Consider the following 20,965-nt stretch of genomic DNA (forward strand, 5'->3'; position numbering starts at 1 on the left):
CGTGCAATCGCCGGTTCAATCATTGCCGCGCTTGTGATGATGCACCGATCCAGATCAGCGCGGCGGCCGCAAGCAGCAATGCGGCGGAGATCACGAGCGCTGCATGCAGGCCGGCGATGAAGGCTGTGGACCGGCTGACCATCGAGCCGAACAGCGCAACACCGAGCACGCTGCCAGTCTGCCGGGTCGCATTCAGCACCCCGGCCGCGATGCCGCTATGCTGCGGCTCGGCGCTGCCGAGCAATGTCGACGTCAACGGCGGCACCAGAAGGCCGAGGCCGGCGCTCATCGCGAGCAGTTGCAGGCAGATCGCGGGGTAGCTGGTGCCCGGGCCTATCAACAGCAGGCCTGCACATCCGGCGGCCGAGGTCGCGGCGCCGAGCGCGATTGCCCGCGGCGCGCCGATCCGCTCCGCAACATGCGGCGCGATCAAATTGGCGGGCAGCACGGCGCCGAGCATCGGCACGAACGCCAGACCGGTTGCGAACGCCGACAGGCCGTTGACCTGCTGGAAGTAGAGGCTGAGCACGAAGATCAGCCCGTAGAACGCGATGTTGACCAGCAGGCCGACCAGCGAGGTCAGGGCAAACATCCTCCGGCGGAACAGCGAGAGCGGCAGCATCGGCTGCGCCGCGCTAGCCTCACGCCAGACGAACAGCACGGAGAAGACAGTGGCGAGAACAAAGCCTGCAACCACGAACGGGCTGCCCCAGCCAAGCGCGCCGCCCTCGATCAGCGCGCCGGCCAGCGTGCCGAGCGCGGCGATGGCCGCAAGCTGGCCCGGCAGATCGAGCCGGTGCTGCTGATGGCGCGTGGTTTCACCGGCAAAGCGCCAGGCGAGCCACAACCCCGCAAGGCCGATCGGCAAATTGACCAGGAAGATCGCGCGCCAGCCGACCAGTATGATCAGCGCGCCGCCGACGAACGGACCGGCGGTCAACGCAAGGCTCGCGCCCGCGGCCCAGACGGCGACCGCGCGTCCCCGCGCCTTCTCATCCGCATAGGCGTGGCGGAGCAGCGCGAGCGAGTTCGGCACCAGAATCGCCGCGGCCAGTCCCTGCACGCAGCGCGCGGCGATCAGCGTCACGGCGTCGGGCGCGACTGCGCAGGCAACCGATGACGCGGTGAAGATCGCAAAGCCCGCCATGAAGACGCGTTTGGCGCCGATCCGGTCGCCAAGCGCGCCGGCGGTCAGGATGAAGGCGGCAAAGGCGATGGTGTAGGCGCTAACCACCCATTGCAGCTCGGCAACGCCCCCGCCGAGCGAGCCGCCGATGGCATTGAGCGCCGTGTTGACGATGGTGACGTCGAGCTGCACGACGCCGTAACCGAGACTCATCGCGGCCAGCGTCAACGTTGCCGCAAGGCCGGTCGACTGCCGATGGGACGCTGCGCTCCCGTCCGGCATGCGCCGGACGTTCAGGGATGTCTGCTGCATGGTCTTGTCCTCGCTCTGGGCAACCAATGCGAGAGATAGGCCTTCGTTTCGACGCAATACTTCGTCACCGATCGAAGTGTGCTGTCGTCATGCCGGCCGGCCCGTGCGGCTGCGGCCATCTTGCGCGGCGTTTTGCCTCAATAGACCTACGGACCGGGTCTTGCGCGGCTCATCCGGGCCCGAGCGGCGGTCTGCAGCCGGACCACGCGCATGTGCACGGCGACTTCACGCTTTGGTAAACGCCGCGGCCGCGCTCCGGCGTCCCCGTGCTGATGCATATCGTCCATTCGCTTCGCGCCGACTGCCCGGCGCCGGTGCCGAGACGGCGGCAAAATCGGCAAAAATGCGGATGAAATCGCCGGGAACGGCCGCAGAACGGCGGAACATGCCGCGTCCCCGCCGCGACGGACGGATACGAGCGACTCACATTCCGCAGAGCGAGACCATATGTAGCCAATATGACAATGACGCTGAACGTGAGCCGAAGGTTGGCTTGTCAAGGGCTGCACAACGCATCGGTTTTGCCTTATGGGTCATCGCGTACGGTGCGTTTGCCCCGTTACCCGTCGCTATCCGTGACCGGGTCCCACTGAAATTGTCCCTGCCGGGAGGATGAATGCTTCGGCTGCTGACCACGCTTGGGCGTGGCTTCAAGGAAAAGATCGGCTGGAAACGGCTCGGGATCGCTGCGAGCGTGCTCATCATCGCGTTCGCAATCACGACGCTGGTCCACACCCTGAAGGGCGTCGATACCGGTATCATCCTCACCGCGCTGACCGACATCGCACCGCACCGGATCGCGCTGGCGGCGCTCTGCGTGGTCGGGGCGTTCTGCACCCTGACGTTCTATGACTTCTTCGCGCTGCGCACGATCGGCAAGACCCACGTCCCCTACCGCATCGCAGCGCTGTCGAGCTTCACGAGCTACACGATCGGCCACAATATCGGCGCCACCGTCTTTACCGGCGGCGCGATCCGCTTCCGGATCTATTCCGATTACGGCCTGTCCGCGATCGACGTCGCCAAGATCTGCTTTCTGTCGGGCCTGACGTTCTGGCTCGGCAATCTGTTCGTGCTCGGCTTCGGCATGGCCTGGCACCCCGCGGCGGCATCGGCAATGGACCTGCTGCCGCCGGCAATGAACCGCCTGATCGCGCTCGGCTGCCTTGCCGGCATCGGCGCCTATTTCGTCTGGCTCCTGACCGGCGAGAAGCGCCGCGAGCTCGGCCAGAACGGCTGGAAGGTGGTGCTGCCCTCCGCCAGGCTGACGCTGCTGCAGATCATCATCGGCGTGGTCGATCTCGGCTTCTGTGCGCTTGCGATGTACCTGTTGATGCCGACCGAGCCGCATATCGACTTCGTCTCGCTCGCCGTCGTGTTCATCCTGGCGACCCTGCTCGGCTTCGCCAGCCATGCCCCCGGCTCGATCGGCGTGTTCGACGCCGCAATGCTGGTGGCGCTGCCGGAGTTCAGCAAGGAACAATTGCTGGCAACGCTGGTGGTGTTCCGTATCCTCTATTTCCTGATTCCGTTCGGGATTTCGATCTCGATCATGGGCATGCGCGAGCTTTGGCTCAACGTGGTGAAGCCCTGGCAAGAACGAAAGCGACTGAGCCAAGCCTGCACGGCTTCGGCGACCGTGCGGCAACCGATCGAAAGCCGGCAGCAGCAGATCAGGCGGCTGAGACGGTAACAGCGACGTTATCGGCCCCAGGTCCCAGCTCTCGGTCCCAGCTCTTCGATGCCGGTATTTCGATCCCCGCACCCGCTTCTCTTATTTTCGCCGTACCGCTCACGTCAAACCGCGCCATGATTGGCTCTCTGGTTCGATTTTCGTTTCGTGTGACGGTCTGCAGCGTGCTGCTCGGCAGCGCACTGCTGGCGGTATTCGCATCAGCCGCCGACGCGCAGGACAGTCAGTTGCAGATCTCCTGGGAGGTCCGCAACCGCTTCCGCCTGTTCCGCGAGGAGCGCGACTTCCGCCTCCATGTCGAAAGCGGGCTTGGCCGCAGCGTGCTGGCCACGGAACAGGCGCTGGAACTGCAAAGCGATGGCCGCGGCTGGGCGCGCAACATGGTCAACCGGCTCTGCATCGACCTGCAGGGCCGCGTCAGCGAGCCCTGCACCCGCGACAACGTCAAGGAAAGCTACCTGACGCCGATCGATCACCCGATCGTGGTTCGCCTCACCGGCCCGGTTCCGGTCGGTGCGACCTGCGCCTGGTCGTTTGACGACGGCGACGGGCCGCAATCCTCGACCTTCGATTGCGCCGAGCCGGTCAATCTGCGCGTCCGTTACGGCCGCACCACGGTCGCGACCGTCGATGTCGCAAGCGGCGCGGACGCCAACCAGCGCCTGACGACGCAGATCGCGGTGCGCGATCTGCTGATTGCGGGCCTCGGCGACAGCATCGCATCCGGCGAAGGCAATCCCGACCGCGCGATTGCGCTCTCCGACGAGGGCTTCTGCTTCCGATCCTATCTCGGCGGCGCGCAGTATTACCGGCCGAGCCGCGCCGGCTACAAGGGCGGCCGCGCCTGCGAGGCGCCGGACACCCTGACCAACTGGCAGCGCCAGAGCGCACTGTGGCTCAACTCGGCCTGTCACCGCTCGCTGTACAGCTACCAGACCCGCACCGCCCTTGCGCTTGCCGTGCAATATCCGCACATCGCGGTGACCTATCTGCCGCTGGCCTGCACCGGCGCCACCATCGCCGACGGCCTGCTCGGCTCGCAGCAGGCGCGGGAATGCCTGCCGACCAAGACCGCCAACACCTGCTCGGGCACCGTCAACGGCCAGATTGCGGAGCTGCGCACGGCGCTGGCGGCCGCCAAGCGCCGGCAGCCGGAGCGCACGCTCGACCTCATCTTGCTCTCGGTCGGCGCCAACGACATCTACTTCTCCGGCCTCGTCGCCAACGTGATCGTCGACACCCCGACCGAGCGCACGCTGTTCAGCCGCGGCGGCTCGATGGCCAGCGTCGACGATGCCCGTTCGGCGCTGGCGCGCGACCTGCCGGCCGATTTCGCCAAGCTGCGCGATGCGCTGAAGCCTCTGGTCGGCGGCGACCTCTCGCACGTCGTCTATACGGCCTACGCCAATCCGGCGCTGGCCAATGGCGGCGCACCCTGCCCCGGCGGCCGCGCCGGCTTCGAGATCCATCCCTCGTTCAACGCCGATCCCAAGCGGCTCGCGTCGGTCTCGGGCTTCGTGCAGAACGAGTTCCTGCCGCAGCTCAAGGCGATCGCGCAGTGCCAGTCCGGCATCATCTGCCGCAATCCGCAGGCCGACCGCATGACCTTCGTCGACGCGCATCAGGATGCGTTTGCAAGCCATGGCTTCTGCGCACGCGCGTCGACCGATCCGGAGTTCGACCGCGACTGCTTCGCCGCCAACGGCGACAGCTTCGTGTCCGACATCGTCGCCGCGGCCAACCAGCCGCTCAAATGCGGCCGCAGCGCCGGCGAATATCGCGCCTATCTGCCGCGCGCGCGCTGGATCCGCGACGCCAATGACAGCTATTTCGCGGCGATGACCTATCCGCAAGGCCTGCCGTCCTCGATGCAGCCGACCGACATCCACGACGCGACATGGGGCATTTTGTCAGCGGTGTATGGCGGCGCGGTGCACCCGAGCGCAGAAGGCCATGCGGCGATGGCCGATGCCGCGGTCCCCGCGGCCGCTACGGTGCTGCGATTGAACACCGTCGTGCCTGAGGTGACGTCCGAGCCGGTCGCACCGCTGCCGATTGCGCCCGAGCAGCGCTGAAGTCGTGAGCCGTTCCTGAAACGAACGACCTTCATGAATTCGGCGCAGAACTAAAATTCATTCAATCGCAATTACTTACAGCCCCCACGCAAACTATGGACTAGGGCTGAGTGCGATTGAATCAATTCCAGCGAGCATCCTGCCGATGCAACCCTGGATATCAACTTCCGCGCCCTGCCCCTATTCATTCGACACGCGCCCTGGTCACCTTGCGAGCGACATTTCGAACCGGATGGCGCACCGCACGCCGCCCCCGATGGTTGTCCGCGCGCTCGCTTTGAGGCTGCACACGTATTGGACCCGATCGCCATCAACGTTTGCTTGCGCTTGACGTGCTGCGAGTGGTCAACTTGCTGATCAATACTCCCGTTTGGAGAAGCATGATGTTCAAGCAGATTGCGATAGTGGCAGGTTTGGCACTGGCACTATCCGCCGCGGCGGAGGCCCAGACACCGCGCAAGGGCGGTACCATTCGGATGACGGCGCCCTATGGCTCAAGTTTCACCAGCATGGACATCCATACGACGCAGCGCGCCCAGGACGAGATCTACGCCAAAGCCCTGCATCGTTCGCTCTACATCTGGAATTCCGCCGAAGGCAAGCCGGTGCTGGAACTGGCCAAGGAGGACATCGTCTCCGGCGGAGGTCTGGTCCATACCTTCAAGCTGCGCGACGACGCGTATTTCCATCACGGTCGCAAGATGACGGCCGATGACGTCATCTGGAGCTACAATCGCATCATGGACGGCAGCAAGGCCTATCCCGGCGCGCGTTTTGTCCGCGTGATCGAGGGCGCGGCCGCGGTCGAGAATGGAGCGGCCAAGGAGATATCCGGCCTCAGGAAGATCGACGACTTCACGCTCGAGATGAAGCTGACCGAGAAGGTCGATCCGGGCTTCTACTTCTTCACCGCGCTGACCTCGATCTATCCCGCCGACGAGGCCGCGAAGGAGGGCTTCCTGCAGAAGCCGATCGGTCTCGGCCCCTTCAAATTCGTCGAGCACGTGCCGGGATCGCGCGTCGTGCTTGAGCGGTGGGACAAGTTCTACAAGCCCGGCAAGCCGTACGCCGACAAGCTCATCGTGTCGCTGATGGGCGAAGCCGCGGCGCGCGATGTCGCCTTCCGCAACAAGGAAATCGACACCTCGGTGCTCGGGCCCGCGCAGTATGTCGCCTATCAGGCCGACCCCGATCTCAAGGGCACCATCGTCGAAGTCGCCGAAGTCTTCACGCGTTACATGGGGATGAATCCCGCATTCAAACCGTTCTCCGACAAGCGGGTCCGGCAGGCGATCAACCATGCGATCGATACCGATCTGATCATCAAGAAACTGGTCAAGGGCAAGGCCTATCGCGCCACAAGCTGGCTGCCCCTGACGTCGCCGTTCTACGACAAGACCATGAAGCCCTATGCCTACGATCCTGCGAAGGCGAAGCAGTTGCTCGCGGACGCAGGTTATCCCTCCGGCTTCGAATTCGAATGGACGACCAGCCAGAATGAAAGCTGGGGCCTGCCGATCGTCGAGGCCATTATCCCGATGCTGGACAAAGTCGGCATCAAGGTGAAGGTCAAGCAGGTCGAGACCGCGGTGTTGTCGGAAGTCATTCGCAAGGGCGACTTCCAGGCCTATGTCTATTCCCAGTCGACCGGCCCGGATCCCCAGGCGGCCCTCAAATGCTTCCACTCGGCGACGCCGCAATCAGCCTGCAACTACATGAGCTTCAAGAACGCGGACTTCGACAAGCTGATCGATGAGGCCGGGCAGACCGATGACGCCGCCAAGCGGGGCCAACTGCTGCAGAAGGCCAATGCGCTGCTCTATGACGAAGCGCCGGTCTGGTTCTTCAACTACAACAAGGCGGTCATGGCGGTGCAGCCGTGGCTCAAGGGGATCCAGTTGAACGCCACCGAACTGACCCACCAGAACGTCGAAGACCTCTGGGTCGACGAGACCTCGCCCGCGAAGTGACATGTGCTCTCGCCCTCCCTCCATCGCAGGGACTGATGGAGGGAGGGAGGAAAACGTCCAATGCTCGCCTTCCTGATCCGTCGAATCCTGCAAACCATTCCGACCGTGCTGGCCGTCGTGCTGGTGATCTTTGTGCTGTTCAGCGTCGTTCCGGGCAGCATCGTATCGAGCATGGGCGATGACGGCAGAGGGCCGACGGACCCGCAGGTCGTGGAGCGCATGAAAAAGCAGCTCGGCCTCGACGATCCCGTCTACATCCGCTTCGGCTCCTATATCTCGAGGCTCGCGACAGGCGATTTCGGGACGTCGTTCCGGACGCGCGAGCCCGTCACCACCATGATCGCCAAACGGATGTGGCCGACGCTGCAACTGATATTCGCAGCCATGACGTTTGCAATTGTGGTCGGGGTACCGCTCGGTTTCATCGCGGCACTGCGGCCGGGCGGCATCGTCGACACGGTCTCGATGGTCGTGGCGGTGTCGGGCCTGTCGATGGCGAAATTCTGGCTCGGGCTGCTGCTGATGTACCTGTTTGCGTTGAAGCTCGGCTGGCTGCCGAGTTTCGGCTATGGCGATGGCGGGCTCAAATATCTGATCCTGCCTGCCGTGACGCTCGGCGTCTCGCCGATGGCGTTGCTGGCACGGACGACGCGCGCCGCGGTTCTCGAGATCATGACCGCGGATTTCGTGCGGACCGCGCGCTCGAAGGGCATGAGCGAGACCCGGGTCGTGAAATGGCATGTGCTGCGCAATGCGCTCGTGATCATTCTCACGACCATTGGCCTGCAATTCGGCGCGTTGATGGGACAGGCGGTCGTGGTCGAGAAATTGTTCTCGTGGCCCGGCATCGGCTCACTGCTCGTCGACAGTGTCCTGCAGCGCGATATTCCCACCGTCCAGGGCTCCATTCTCGTGGTGGTGCTGTTCTTTCTCGCGGTCAATACGTTGATCGACGTGGCCTATGCCGTGATCGATCCGAGGATCAGATACGCATGAGCGCCGGTCGGCTCTCTCACGGCTGCGCGCGATTGAGCGTACCGCCTGTCTCGGCGGAGCTGCCACGATGAAGCTCGGAACCAGTCTCATCGTCGGCGGGGCGCTGTTCGCGCTTGCGGTCTTCGTCGGCCTGTTTGCGCCCTGGCTGGCGCATACCGATCCCGTCATGGATGCCAACCTCTTGAATGCGGAGGAGCCGCCGAGCTGGATCTGGTGGTTCGGCACCGACGCGCAGGGCCGCGACATCTACTCCCGCGTCTTGTACGGTGCGCGCATCTCGCTGACGGTCGGCATCGTCTCGCAGCTCGCCAACAGCGTGATCGGCGTGACACTGGGCCTGACCGCGGGCTATTGGGGCGGCTGGTGGGACGACGTGGTCAACGGGCTGACCAATCTCATGCTCGCAATTCCCTCGCTGATCTTCGCGCTTGCCATCATGGCGGTGCTTGGGCCCGGCCTGACCAGCCTCCTGATCGCGCTCGGGCTGACCAACTGGTCGTTCTCCTGCCGGATCGCACGGGCGTCGGCGCTGTCGCTCAAGAGCCAGGGTTATGTGCAGGCGGCAAAAGTGCTGGGCTACGGCGATCTGCGCATCATGATCACGCAGCTGCTGCCGAACATGCTCGGACCGATCATCGTCATCTCTACGCTGGGCATGGGCGGCGCGATCTTGGCCGAAGCCTCGCTTTCGTTCCTGGGCCTCGGAATCCGCCCGCCCTTTCCAAGCTGGGGCAGCATGCTCTCGGAGGCCCGAGACCAGATCACCACGGCGCCGTGGCTGTCGGTTTTCCCCGGCCTCGCGATTTTCCTGACGGTGCTCGGCCTGAATCTGCTCGGCGATGGCCTGCGTGACATTCTCGATCCACAGTCGCGGAGCCGGCGCACATGACGCCCCCTCCTTTGATCGAAGTCGAGAACCTGCGTATCGACCTCGACAACGGGTCCAGCCGGGTTGCGGCGGTCGAGGGCGTTTCATTCCGCATCGATCGTGGCGAGACATTCGGCCTGGTCGGCGAATCCGGCTGCGGCAAGAGCATCTCGGCGCTCGCCTTGATCGGCCTGTTGCGCCGGCCGCTTTCGATCGGCGCCGGCGCCATCCGATTTGAGGGCCGCGAGATCCAGGGACTTACGGCCGCCGAACAACGCGTGCTGCGCGGCAATCGCATCGCCATGATCTTCCAGGAGCCGATGACGGCGCTCAACCCGGTCTCGCCCGTTGGACGGCAGATCGCGGAGATGTTCGTGCTGCACCAGGGCAAGAGCTGGCGCGAAGCCGACCAGCTGGCTGTCGAGGCGCTGGCCAGCGTCCGCGTCCCCGCGCCCGAGCGACGGGTGAAGGATTACCCACACCAGCTTTCGGGCGGCATGCGTCAGCGGGTGATGATCGCCATCGCACTCGCATGCGGACCGGACCTTCTGATCGCCGACGAGCCGACCACCGCGCTTGACGTGACCGTGCAGGCGGAGATCATCGAGCTGATGCGGAATCTATGTGCCGAGAGAGGCACTGCGATCCTGATGATCAGTCACGATCTCGGCCTGGTCGCCAACCTCTGCCGCCGCGTCGCCGTCATGTATGCCGGCCGCATCGTCGAGGAGCGCGGCTCGGACGATGTCTTCCGTGCATGCGCGCATCCCTACACGCAAGGTCTGGTCGACGCGTTGCCGCGGCTCGGCACGCGTGCGGCACTCGGCCGTAGCAGGCTGAAGGAGATCGCGGGCGTCGTCCCGGCGATTGCGGATTTCCCCGCGGGTTGCCGGTTCAATCCACGTTGCGCGCAAGCGACCGAGATTTGCCGGACCACCGCGCCGGAGATGACACTGCTCGGGGAAGACGGATTTGTCAGGTGCCATCACCATGCATGAACCTGCGCAAGGGTCCGGCGACGATGTCATCCTCAGCGTGGAGGATCTCGCGGTCCATTTTCCGATTGGTGGCGGATTCCAGGGCGGCGGCCGGAGGCTGCTGCGTGCCGTCGACGGCATCGATCTCGAACTGAAGCGCGGTGAATGCCTCGGTCTGGTCGGCGAATCCGGTTGCGGCAAGTCGACGGTCGCGCTTTCGATACTTGGCCTGCTGCCGCCGACGCGCGGCCGCATCGTGCTGGACGGGCAGGTCGTGACCGGGCGGCAATCGATCGATCGAAAGGCATTGGCCCGCATCGTCCAAATGGTGTTTCAGGATCCCTACGCTTCGCTCAATCCCCGCCAGACCGTTCGTCGCACGCTCGAGGCCCCGCTGCGGCTGCATGGCGTGACGGCCAAGAGCGAGATCGACGGACGCGTCGAGGCGATGCTCAAGCATGTGGGCCTCCGGCCCGAGCAGGCCGGCCGCTACCCACATGAATTCTCGGGCGGCCAGCGTCAGCGCATCGGCATCGCTCGCGCGCTGATCCTCAATCCCAGGATTGTCATCTGTGACGAGCCTGTATCGGCGCTGGACGTCTCGATCCGCGCCCAGATCATCAATCTGCTGCTGGAGCTGAAGGAAACGCTTGGTCTCTCCTACATCATGATCAGCCATGACCTCGGCGTCGTCGAGCACATGAGCGACCGGGTCGCCGTCATGTATCTCGGCCGCATCGTGGAGACCGGCGGCTGGCGCGAAATCTTCGAACGACCGGCGCACCCGTATACGCAAACCCTTATCGCCGCGATTCCCGATCCGCTACGCCGCGCACCGCTTGCGACGACAAGGGGCGAGCCTCCCAGTCCGCTCAATCCGCCCGACGGATGTGCGTTCAATCCGCGCTGTCATTATGCCGAGGCGATCTGCTGCCGCGAGCCCGGGCCATCGCTCGAAACGCGCCCCGACGGACACGCGGTCCGGTGCTGGCGAACTGAAGAGATTGCCGGTCGGGCCTTCGCGGACCCTGCCCCAGCCTTCAATCGAGACTGAGAGAGGACCTTACCGCTTCTTCAACGGCTGCGGTGGTGGCGGCGGAGGCGGCTTCACCGCTGCGGCTTGCGCCGGCAGATACTTGGCGACGATCGCGGGATCGAGCTGGGCGATCGCGGTATCCGGCAGCCGGGTCCAGACCTCGTCCTTGCCGAACAGCGAGATGCCGAGATAGCCGCGCATGGTTAGCGTCTGTCCATCGGCGCTCAGCGTCATCTTGGCCTTGTAGATCTTGCCGTCACGAGGATCGAGCACGTTGCCGTTCTCGTACTTCAGGCCATCGCGCTTCATTTCGCGAATAAAGGACAGACCAAGCCACGGCGCGTTCTTGCGGTCGTCAGTGCATTTCGAGCAGACCGGATTCGGCGGATCATCCGGATCGGAGAAAATCTTGGCGATCACGCCCTCGAAGATGCCGTTGTGGTCGATCACCAGGAACCAGCCGTCGGGCTTGCCGTCCACTAGCTTCTGCCAGAGGCCGGCCGCGGATGATGGGTCGGCCGCCCTGGCTGAAAGCGGAGCAGCTAGAGCGAAGGCTGCCGCGATCGCAACGATCAGCCGAAATCTGGACAGCGTATTCCGCATCGTCATCACCTGATCAATCGACAACTCGAATAGCAGCAGACTACGGCCATTTCACGGAGGGTTCCAGTACCCGCACCGCGCAGGTCATGGCCGATGCCTCCGGCATTGGTCGCTATTGGAGTGGAATCAGTTCACTCCAAGCTTTTTCTGCAAACTCGATGACGAGGTTGTGTACTGGAACACCAGCCGCTTGTCCGGATACACGTAGCGGTGGGCCTTCTGCGCCATCAGCGCGCCCTCGTGGAAGCCGGAGAGAATCAACTTCAGCTTGCCCGGATAGGTGTTGATGTCGCCGATCGCGAAGATACCGGAAATATTGGTCTCGAACGCCGCGGTGTCGACCGGTACCAGATTGTTCTCCAGCGCCACGCCCCAGTTCGCGACCGGGCCGAGCTTCATGGTGAGCCCGAAGAACGGCAGCATCGTATCGCAGGTAATGGTCGAAAGCGCGTTGTCGTTGCCCTTCAGCGCCGCGCCGGTGAGCTGGCCATTGGCGCCCTCGAGCCCCGTGACCTGACCGATCTTCAGATCCATCTTGCCGCCGGCGACCAGCGCGCGCATCTGCTCGACGCTGTGCGGCGCTGCGCGGAAATCGTCGCGCCGGTGCAGCAGCGTGATGCGCTTGGCGATCGGATGCAGATTGAGCGTCCAGTCGAGCGCGGAATCGCCGCCGCCGACGATCAAGATGTCCTTGTCGCGGAACTGCTCCATCTTGCGCACGGCATAGAACACCGACGTGCCTTCATAGGCCTCGATGCCGGGTACCGGCGGCCGCTTCGGCTGGAACGAACCGCCGCCAGCCGAGATCACCACGACCTTGCACTCGAATTCGTTGCCGGCGTCGGTCTTCACGCGGAACAAGGGATCGCCGATCTTCTCGATCGACTCGACCATCTCGTTGAGGTGGAAGGTCGGGTTGAACGGCTTGATCTGCTCCAGCAGCTGCTCGGTCAGGCCCTGGCCGGTGACGAAGGGGATGCCGGGAATGTCGTAGATCGGCTTCTCAGGATAGAGCTCGGCGCACTGCCCGCCGATCTTGTCGAGGATGTCGACCAGATGCACCTTCATGTCGAGCAGACCCAGTTCGAACACGGCGAACAGTCCGCAGGGACCCGCGCCAATAATCAGCACATCGGTTTTGATCACTTCGCTCATATCCGCTTCTTTTCAGTTGAAATCGGCTGGACGGCTTTCGCCTGCCCAACCAAGTATGGCCGGATCGGGACATGCATAATAGGGACAGCGGCTGGCGCGGCAACCCCTTGCCGAGCCTGCGCAACTCGGCTGTATGGGCGGGAAACCGACGGAGATCCCCCTCGTGAACGCCCCTGTCCGCGCCGACGATGCGCTGCGCCTGGAAGACTTTCCCTACCGCCTGTCCGACAATGTGCGCTTTGCCGATCTCGACCCGAACGGGCACGTCAACAACGCGGTCTATGCAAGCTATTTTGAAACCGGCCGCGTCACGCTGGTGAAAGACCGCAGTATGGGGCTGATGCCGTCGGGGCTTGGCTGGATCATGGTGCGCCTCGACATCCATTTCCGCGCCGAGTTGCACTGGCCGGGTCAGATCGAGCTCGGGCTCGGTCTCGTCAAGTTCGGACGGACGTCGACCACCTTCGATCAGGTGGTGTTTTCGGAAGGCAGATGCGTGGCGTCGGCGAAGGCGGTCACGGTGATGATCGATGAGGCCACGCGCAGGCCGACGCCGCTGCCGGCGGAGGTCAAGGACAACTTCCGCCGCTGGGTCCGTCGTGGTGTGAACCCGGACGGCGCATAAGGGACCTTAAGCTTGCCGCTCCGGCGTCGACACGACCAATCCGTCGAGGTCGTCGGTTACCTTGATCTGGCAGGACAGCCGCGAGTTCGGACGCACGTCGAAGCCGAAATCCAGCATGTCCTCTTCCATCGGCGACGGCGCGCCGACCTTCTCGCGCCAGGCTTCATCGACATAGACATGGCAGGTTGCACAGGCGCATGCGCCGCCGCATTCGGCTTCAATGCCGGGAATCGCGTTGCGGATCGCGCCTTCCATCACCGTCGCGCCGTTCTCGATATCAATGGAGCGTTTCTCTCCGGAATGGTCGATAAAGTGGATTTTGGCCATGATTGCTCGTGCTGCCGGAATGCGCCGGACGATGGTTGGAAAGGTCCCGGCAGTCGTATAACGGGTCGATCCGCGCTGCGCTAGCGCGGAGACCGAAAACCTGCCGGCCGGCCCGGGCGGGCGCTCAGGCAGCGGCGGCGGGCTGTAGAAGCGTTGTAGGGCTAGGAACGGCGCAGAATCAGCTCGATCGCCGTGCGCGCCTCGGCGATCGCGGCCCCGAGCGCGGCCAGCGGCTGAACCGGATCGGAACCGCCGGTCAGCGCGGTTTCGAGCTGGGTGGCGGCCTCGGCGACGCCGAATGCGCCGATCGCCCGCGCCGATCCTTTCAGGGTGTGGGCATGGATCGCCGCCTCGGGCGGCAAGGCAGCCAGCTCGCCGAGGATCCGGGCGGACTGGGTCGAGAACATGGCCAGGACTTCCCGCTCCAGCCCCCGGTCGCCCAGCGTCATGCGCTGCAGGTGATCGAGGTCGATCGGCCCGTCGCCGGGCGCGAGCGGTGGCGATTGCGTCCATTCAATCCGTTCGAGATGAAGCGGCATGGCCCGTCCCTGTCGTCTCCGCCCGGTCTCGCCGGCGGCGCGTTGGCCAAACCAATCACGAAACTGGTTAACGGATTGTTGTCGGGATGATCGGTAAAACCGCCCCATTCTGGACAATTTCCGGACACAATCGACGCGCTAACGCAGGAATTTCGAGTACCCATAAGGCCTTATGGCGCAAAGCTGTTAACGATGATTAAGAAAGTATTAATCGCAAGCATTTCATTCGCATCGCTCAGCCAATAGGATGTTTGCGGATGTAGCGGACAAGCCGCCGAGGGGGGCGCTTGCCTCCGCTTGTGGGCACCGGCTTCGAGCTTGCGTGGGGACGATCGCAGGCTCGCCGACGCGTAAAATAGTGAGAGGGCTTGGACTGAACATGGCGAACACTCCCAAGAAGGTCAAAGATCCCACCGAAGTCGCGCTTTCTGCCATCCAGGAAGCCCTCAATATCAGCGAACAGGGCGCGGAGAACCGCAGCCCCCTCAACGAAGGCGCCGCGCCGCCGAATCTGCCGCCGCCTGCGCCCGATTTTTCAGCTGCGTTCGATCAGCGTCCGAATGCCGATCGCCCGGCGTTCGAGCCGATCGAGGAGTCGCGCGCCCCGCGCCGCGCTGCCAACGATGATCGCGAGACCATCGGCCAGATGCTGCAGACGTTGCAGGGCGGCCGTTCCGCCGGCAACGCCTTCACGCTGTTCTTCGTCTGCTCCGGCGCCTGGCTGCTCGGCGGCGCGATCCTCACCATCGCGTTCTGGCCCGCGCTGCAGGCTTCGATGGCCCAGGGCACCGGCGTGCTGGTGCTCGCCGGCCTCGCCGCGCTGTTCGCCGTGCCGATCCTCCTGTTCTACTATCTCGCCAGCCTCGCCGCGCACGGTCAGCGCATGCAGATGATCGCGCAATCGATGGCGCAGGTCGCAATGCGATTCTCCGAGCCGGAAAACGCCGCCGCCGATTCCATGGTGACGGTCGGTCAGGCGATCCGCCGCGAGGTCGCGGCGATGGGCGACGGCGTCGAGCGTGCGATCGCGCGCGCCGGCGAACTCGAGACCCTGGTTGCCAACGAAGTGGCGGCGCTGGAACGCGCCTATTCCGACAACGAAGTGCGCATCCGCGCGCTGCTGCAGGACATCGCCCACCAGCGCGACAATCTGGTCGGCCAGGCCGAGCAGGTGCGCAGCGCGATCTCCGGCGTGCAGATCGATCTGCGCCACGACATCGCGCTGATCTCGGACGCGATCGCCTCGCGCGTCGACGAGGTCGCCAAGAGCATCACCGGCGCACTGGAAGAGCGCGGCCAGCACATCACGACGGCGCTGAGCCATGCCGGCGACAACATGATCCTCGCGCTCGGCGAGCGCGGCGGCGACCTGCTCGACCGCCTCGAGGAAGCCAGCGCCGAGACCACCCGCGCGGTGATGGACGCCTCCGAGCGGCTCACCACCAGCCTCAACTTCAAGACCGGCCACGTCCATGACGAGTTCGTCGACCTGGCCGATCGCGTCCACGAGATGCTGAACGAGCGCGTCGACCGCATCACCGGCGAGTTTGAGCAGCGTTCGTCTGCGATCGTCGACGGCATCTCCGACCGCACCGAAGAGGTCCACGACTCCCTGAAGAACTCCGCGGACTCTCTGCTGCTCGAGCTCGAGCTGCGCAGCAATGACCTCGTCAGCAAGATCGACGACGCCGGCAACCGCCTCGCCGGCCAGATCATGACGTCCGGCGACAAGGCGAGCGAGGCGCTCGACGTCACCGTCAATTCGCTGGTCGCCAAGGTGGTGGGCCAGACCGAGACCGCGCACGATTCGCTGTCGCTGCAGATGAGCGCGTTCGACGACCTGGTGAAGAACCACGGCAGCGAGCTCGCCGAGAAATTCGCCCGCGACTCCGGCACGCTCGGCGCGCTGATCACCCGCCACATCTCGGAATTCGACCGCACGGTGAAGACCTTCGGCGGCGATATCGTCGAGCGCATGGGGCAGCGCACCCAGGACATCGCCGACAGCCTGAAGACCTATGTCGACACCTTCGACCATCGCGTCACCACCAATAGCGGCGATATCACCGCCTCGCTCGACCAGCGCCTGCTGCAGTTCGAGACCACGCTCGGCAGCCGCGTCACCAATCTCGACGCCTCGCTGAACGACAAGCTGTCGTCGTTCGACTCCTCGCTCGCCAGCAGGATCGGCTCGTTCGATGGCCGCCTGCAATCGCTGGATGACACGATCGACGGCCGCATGAGGACGCTCGAAGTCACCTTCGAGAGCCGCGCCAAGTCGGTCACCGACACCATCGACGGCCATCTCGGCACGCTCGCGACGCAACTCACCGACGGCGCCACCCAGGCGATCCAGTCGATCGACTCGCGCCTCGGCCTGCTCACCACGACCCTGACCGAGGGCACGGTGCAGGCGATCGCTGCGGTCGACCACCGTATCAACGGCGTCACCGAGACCATCGACAACCACAGCAACCGGCTTGCCGACACCATCAACGGCCACAGCACCCGCCTCGCCGAGACCATCGACGGTCACAGCACTCGCCTCGTCGAGACCATCAGTGGTCACAGCTCGAACCTGACCGACACCATCACCGCGCGCTTTGCCGATATCCGGCAGGGCATCGAGAGCCGCGTCGGCGTCATCGCCGGCGACATCGACACCCGCGTCGCGCAGTTCGAGGACCTGCTGGGCTCGCGCGTCGAGGCCGTCGCCGGCCGCATCGAGAGCAGCGGCCGCCAGGCGAGCGAGGACCTGATGTCCCGCGCCGAATTGTTGTCGTCGAGCATCAAGTCCCATGTCGAGGACGCCGAGCGCTCGCTGACCAACCTCGTGGTCAACACCAGCGAGACGATCCAGACCGGCGCGCGCACCGCGCAGCAGGCGCTGCTCATGGTGTCCTCTGATGTCGGCAACCAGCTCAAGCAAAGCTCGGCCGAGGTCGAGAGCGTGCTGACCGCCGTCGGCACCAGCGCCGCCAATTCGATCCTCACCAGTGCCCGCGACGCGCAGGTCTCACTGGTCTCTGCGTCCGGCGACGTCGCCTCCCAGATCAAGGCGCTGTCGGAGGATGTCGAGCGCACGCTGCAGGCCGCCGGCAGCGCCACCGCAGCCTCGGTGCTGTCGGGCGCCCGCGACGCGCAGACCACGCTGGTCTCGGCCTCGGCCGAGGCCGCCAGCCAGGTCAAGTCGCTCGCCGCCGATGTCGAGCAGTCGCTGTCGATGTCCGGCTCTGCCGCCGCCGAAGCGATCATGACCGGTGCGCGCGAGGCCCAGACCACCCTGATCGCGACCTCGACCGACGTCACAGGCCAGGTGAAGTCGCTCGCTAGCGACGTCGAGCGCTCGCTCTCGATGGCGGGTTCCGCGACCGCGGAAGCCGTCGTCGCCTCCGCCCGCGAGGCCCAGAGCACGCTTGCCGGCGCCTCCACCGAAGCCGCCAATTTGGTCCGCACGCTCGCGGCCGACGTGCAGCACTCGCTCTCGACCGCCGGCACCGCGACCGCGGAAGCCGTCGTCGCCTCCGCCCGCGAGGCCCAGAGCACGCTCGCCGGCGCATCCACCGACGCCACCAATCTGGTCCGCACCCTGTCGGCCGACATCGAGCGCTCGCTCTCGATGGCCGGTTCCGCCACCGCGGAAGCCGTCGTCGCCTCCGCCCGCGAGGCCCAGAGCACGCTTGCGGGTGCGTCCACCGAGGCCACCAATCTGGTCCGCACCCTGTCGGCCGATATCGAGCGCTCGCTCTCGATGGCCGGTTCCGCCACAGCGGAAGCCGTCGTCACCTCCGCCCGCGAGGCCCAGAGCACGCTTGCCGGTGCGTCCACCGAGGCCACCAATCTGGTCCGCACGCTGGCGGCCGATATGGAACGCTCGCTCTCGATGGCCGGCTCCGCCACCGCGGAATCGATCACGTCAGGTGCGCGCGAAGCCCAGAGCATGCTGGTCAGCGCATCCGCCGAGTCTGCGACACAGGTGGCGGCGCTTGCCGCCGACATCCAGCGCGCGCTGTCGATGGCCGGCAGCGGCACCGCCGAGGCGCTGACCGCAGGCGCCCGCGAAGCGCAGAACACGCTGGTCAGCGCGGCGACGGACGCCGTCAACCACGTCAAGTCGCTGGCCGTCGATGTCGAGCGCACCCTGACGGCGGTCGGCACCAACACCGCCCAGTCGATCCTGGGCAGCGCCCGCGACGCCCAGAACTCGTTCGTGACAACGTCCAGCGAGGCCGCAAGCCAGATCCGCGCGATCTCCGCCGAGATCGAGCGCTCGCTGACCACGGCCGGCGCGGAGACCGCGCAGACCGTGCTGGGCAGCGCCCGCGAGGCGCAGAGCTCGTTTGCGGCGACCTCGGCCGATGCCGCCGCCCAGATCCGCACGCTCTCGACCGATATCGAGCGCGCGCTGGGTGCGGTCACGGCCAAGACCACCGACAACATCCAGACCTCGGCGCAGAACGCGCAGGCCGCCCTGATCAACATGTCCAACGAGGTCTCGACCAAGGTCAAGACGACCTCCGCCGACATCGAGCGCTCGGTGCTGTCTGCCTCCAGCGCGTTCGGCTCGGCGATGACCGGCAAGACCGACGAGATCGTCACCTATGTGCAGCAGCAGACCGAGCGTCTGTCGCAGATCGTCGACGGCCGCCGCGGCTCGCTGGTCGAGGCGCTGACCGCCAAGACCACGCAGCTTGCGACCGACATGGATCGCGCCACTGCGGATGCGCTGAAGGCGATCGAAACCCGCGGCCTCGCCTTCTCGCAGTCGATGTCGGCGCACGGCGGCGATGTCGCGCGCAACATCACCTCGGCCGGCGACCAGGCGACCGGCGCGGTGGCGAAGTCGCTCAAGGAGCTCGAGCAGGCCTCGCGCGCGGCGATCGATCAGTCGCGCCAGGTCTCGATCTCGGCCGTCACCGAGATGCAGGAGACCAGCAAGATCCTGCGCACCGATACGGTCGCGCTGTTCGAGCGGCTGCGCGAGGGCAACATCCTGCTGCAGGAAGTGTTGACCGGCGCCCACGACAACCTCAACTCGCTGGAGCGCGCGCTGGTGACCCGCGTGGCCGACTTCGTGTCCGCCATGAACGACGTCACCTCGCGCAACGGCGTGGCGACCCAGACGCTGGAAGACCAGCTCACGGTGTTCAACAGCAAGACCGGCAAGGCGCTGGAGGATCTCGGCGCGCTGTCGAGCCAGTTCGAGACCCATGGCAAGGCGCTGATCGACGCGGCTGCCGTGGTCGAGCAGGCCAACCGCTCGACGACGGCCTCCGTCAGCGAGCGCAAGTCGGCGCTGGAATCGCTGGTCACCACCATCGACCTGCGCACCACCGATCTCGACCAGCGGCTGTCGCGCTTCACCGGGCTGCTCGATGAATCGCTGGCCGCGGCCGAGGAGCGCGCGCGCGACATCGCACGCGTGGTGGCGGAGACCGCAGGCGCCGGTTCGGCGGCGATCAGCAAGCAGTTCGAGGCGGTGCGCATGGCGGCCGAGAACGAGCGTCAGCAGACCGTCGATGCCATGAACGACCTCTACCAGCAGAGCAACGCCGAGACCGATGCGATGTTCAAGGACTCGACGGAGAAGTTCTCCGCGATGGTCACGGCGATGAAGCAGATGGCGAGCGAGATGCACAACGAGCTCGAGGCCACCCGCAACGAGCTGCGCCGCGGCGTGCTCGAGATGCCGCAGGAGGCGGCCGAGAACACCGCGCAGATGCGCAAGGTGATCGTCGACCAGATCGAGGCGCTGGCCGAGCTGAACCGCATCGTCGCCCATCATGGCCGCGGGCTCGACGTGGTCAGCACCAACCGCGCCAGCATCCGCCAGGAGGAGCCGGTGATGGCTGCCGCCGGCGGCCGCAGCGACGTCCGGATGCGGGACAATGGCAACAGCGCCGCGACGCTGCCGCCGCCCGATCTCGGCATGGCGAGTTCGCGCCGCACCGAGGCCCCGTCGGTCAGCCCGGCAAGCCCCAACAACAACAACAACAACGGCGACGGCTGGCTGTCCGACCTGCTCAACCGCAGCGACGCGCCGCCGCCGGCACAGCCGAGCCGCGACGCCCAGCGCCCGCGTCCGCAGCAGCAGCCGGCTGCCAATCCGCTGGAGTCGCTGTCGCTCGACATCGGCCGGCTGATGGACCGCACGCTTGCCTCCGAGATGTGGGATCGCTACCAGCGCGGCGAGAACAAGGCGTTCAGCAAGCGCCTCTACACCCCGGCCGGCCAGAAGGCCTTCGATGAGGTGGCCCGCAAGTACCGCGCCGACCGCGGCTTCAAGCAGACGGTCGACCGCTACATCGCGGAGTTCGAGCGGCTGCTCGACGAAGTCGCCCGCGAAGGCCGCGGCCAGCAGGAGCTGGCTGGCCACCTGACCTCGGAGACCGGGCTGGTCTACACCCTGCTCGCACATGCCGCGGGACGGCTGGGGTAAGCCAGCGAATAGCGAGTGGCGAATAGCGAATGAAAAACGGAGACCGAAAGGTCTCCGTTTTTGCTTGGGGCGGCGGCCGCTGAGTCTCGCTGTGGAAAGGCGCTCCGGTGTTAGCCGGCGTCATTGCGAGGAGCGCAAGCGACGAAGCAATCCACGCAACAGCGAGTCGAGAGATGGATTGCTTCGCTTCGCTCGCAATGACGGGTGTGACAGACTGGAAGGCT

Annotated in this window: 14 protein-coding genes; 9 read left to right on the plus strand and 5 right to left on the minus strand. The window is 65.4% G+C overall.

From position 1 onward, the window contains the following. Nucleotides 1-19: 19 nt before the first annotated feature. On the minus strand, nucleotides 20-1,438 hold the full coding sequence (locus G6P99_RS31230) for an MFS transporter (protein ID WP_414645438.1): 1,419 nt from the start codon (nucleotides 1,436-1,438) through the stop codon (nucleotides 20-22). Between the two features lie 616 nt (nucleotides 1,439-2,054). Between G6P99_RS31230 and G6P99_RS31235 the strand changes: the two genes are divergently transcribed. From G6P99_RS31235 to G6P99_RS31265, 7 genes are all read left to right on the plus strand, one after another. Next, nucleotides 2,055-3,131, plus strand: a complete 1,077-nt coding sequence (locus tag G6P99_RS31235) for a lysylphosphatidylglycerol synthase transmembrane domain-containing protein (RefSeq protein ID WP_029085353.1) — start codon at nucleotides 2,055-2,057, stop codon at nucleotides 3,129-3,131. A gap of 116 nt (nucleotides 3,132-3,247) precedes the next feature. Then, nucleotides 3,248-5,206 carry a hypothetical protein gene (locus G6P99_RS31240; protein WP_035978646.1) on the plus strand — a complete coding sequence of 653 codons (1,959 nt, stop codon included), beginning with the start codon at nucleotides 3,248-3,250 and terminating at the stop codon, nucleotides 5,204-5,206. 380 nt (nucleotides 5,207-5,586) lie between these two features. Next, nucleotides 5,587-7,176: an ABC transporter substrate-binding protein gene (locus G6P99_RS31245; protein WP_029085351.1), complete on the plus strand. Its 1,590-nt coding sequence runs from the start codon at nucleotides 5,587-5,589 to the stop codon at nucleotides 7,174-7,176. Between the two features lie 60 nt (nucleotides 7,177-7,236). After that, on the plus strand, nucleotides 7,237-8,172 hold the full coding sequence (locus tag G6P99_RS31250) for an ABC transporter permease (protein WP_029085350.1): 936 nt from the start codon (nucleotides 7,237-7,239) through the stop codon (nucleotides 8,170-8,172). A gap of 67 nt (nucleotides 8,173-8,239) precedes the next feature. After that, entirely contained in the window at nucleotides 8,240-9,061 is an 822-nt protein-coding gene (locus G6P99_RS31255) for an ABC transporter permease (RefSeq protein ID WP_029085349.1), read from the plus strand. Beyond that, nucleotides 9,058-10,038 carry an ABC transporter ATP-binding protein gene (locus G6P99_RS31260; protein ID WP_029085348.1) on the plus strand — a complete coding sequence of 327 codons (981 nt, stop codon included), beginning with the start codon at nucleotides 9,058-9,060 and terminating at the stop codon, nucleotides 10,036-10,038. The genes G6P99_RS31255 and G6P99_RS31260 overlap by 4 nt, the downstream gene beginning before the upstream one ends. Continuing rightward, nucleotides 10,031-11,071 carry an ABC transporter ATP-binding protein gene (locus G6P99_RS31265; RefSeq protein WP_035978645.1) on the plus strand — a complete coding sequence of 347 codons (1,041 nt, stop codon included), beginning with the start codon at nucleotides 10,031-10,033 and terminating at the stop codon, nucleotides 11,069-11,071. The genes G6P99_RS31260 and G6P99_RS31265 overlap by 8 nt, the downstream gene beginning before the upstream one ends. Nucleotides 11,072-11,080: 9 nt before the next feature. Here the strand turns inward: G6P99_RS31265 and G6P99_RS31270 are convergent, their stop codons facing one another. Both G6P99_RS31270 and G6P99_RS31275 read right to left on the minus strand, forming a co-directional pair. Further along, the gene (locus G6P99_RS31270) at nucleotides 11,081-11,656 is read right to left on the minus strand and encodes a DUF2147 domain-containing protein (protein ID WP_029085346.1); all 576 of its coding nucleotides are present in this window, start codon (nucleotides 11,654-11,656) and stop codon (nucleotides 11,081-11,083) included. A 126-nt stretch (nucleotides 11,657-11,782) separates the two neighbouring features. Continuing rightward, complete coding sequence (locus tag G6P99_RS31275; RefSeq protein WP_029085345.1) at nucleotides 11,783-12,811, minus strand: NAD(P)/FAD-dependent oxidoreductase; 1,029 nt, start codon at nucleotides 12,809-12,811, stop codon at nucleotides 11,783-11,785. Between the two features lie 163 nt (nucleotides 12,812-12,974). Here G6P99_RS31275 and G6P99_RS31280 point away from each other — a divergent pair, with 163 nt between their 5' ends. Continuing rightward, on the plus strand, nucleotides 12,975-13,436 hold the full coding sequence (locus tag G6P99_RS31280; protein ID WP_029085344.1) for an acyl-CoA thioesterase: 462 nt from the start codon (nucleotides 12,975-12,977) through the stop codon (nucleotides 13,434-13,436). 6 nt (nucleotides 13,437-13,442) lie between these two features. Here the strand turns inward: G6P99_RS31280 and G6P99_RS31285 are convergent, their stop codons facing one another. Continuing rightward, a complete protein-coding gene (locus tag G6P99_RS31285) occupies nucleotides 13,443-13,763 on the minus strand; it encodes a 2Fe-2S iron-sulfur cluster-binding protein (protein ID WP_029085343.1) in 321 nt (106 codons plus the stop codon). Between the two features lie 161 nt (nucleotides 13,764-13,924). After that, nucleotides 13,925-14,302: an Hpt domain-containing protein gene (locus G6P99_RS31290; RefSeq protein ID WP_029085342.1), complete on the minus strand. Its 378-nt coding sequence runs from the start codon at nucleotides 14,300-14,302 to the stop codon at nucleotides 13,925-13,927. A 379-nt stretch (nucleotides 14,303-14,681) separates the two neighbouring features. Between G6P99_RS31290 and G6P99_RS31295 the strand changes: the two genes are divergently transcribed. Further along, nucleotides 14,682-20,741 (plus strand): negative regulator of septation ring formation, encoded by a 6,060-nt coding sequence (locus G6P99_RS31295; RefSeq protein ID WP_165124559.1) that lies wholly within the window; start codon nucleotides 14,682-14,684, stop codon nucleotides 20,739-20,741. Nucleotides 20,742-20,965 lie beyond the last annotated feature (224 nt).

Origin of the sequence: Bradyrhizobium sp. 6(2017) (genome assembly GCF_011058295.2) — a bacterium.
Taxonomy (GTDB): Bacteria; Pseudomonadota; Alphaproteobacteria; order Rhizobiales; family Xanthobacteraceae; genus Bradyrhizobium; species Bradyrhizobium septentrionale.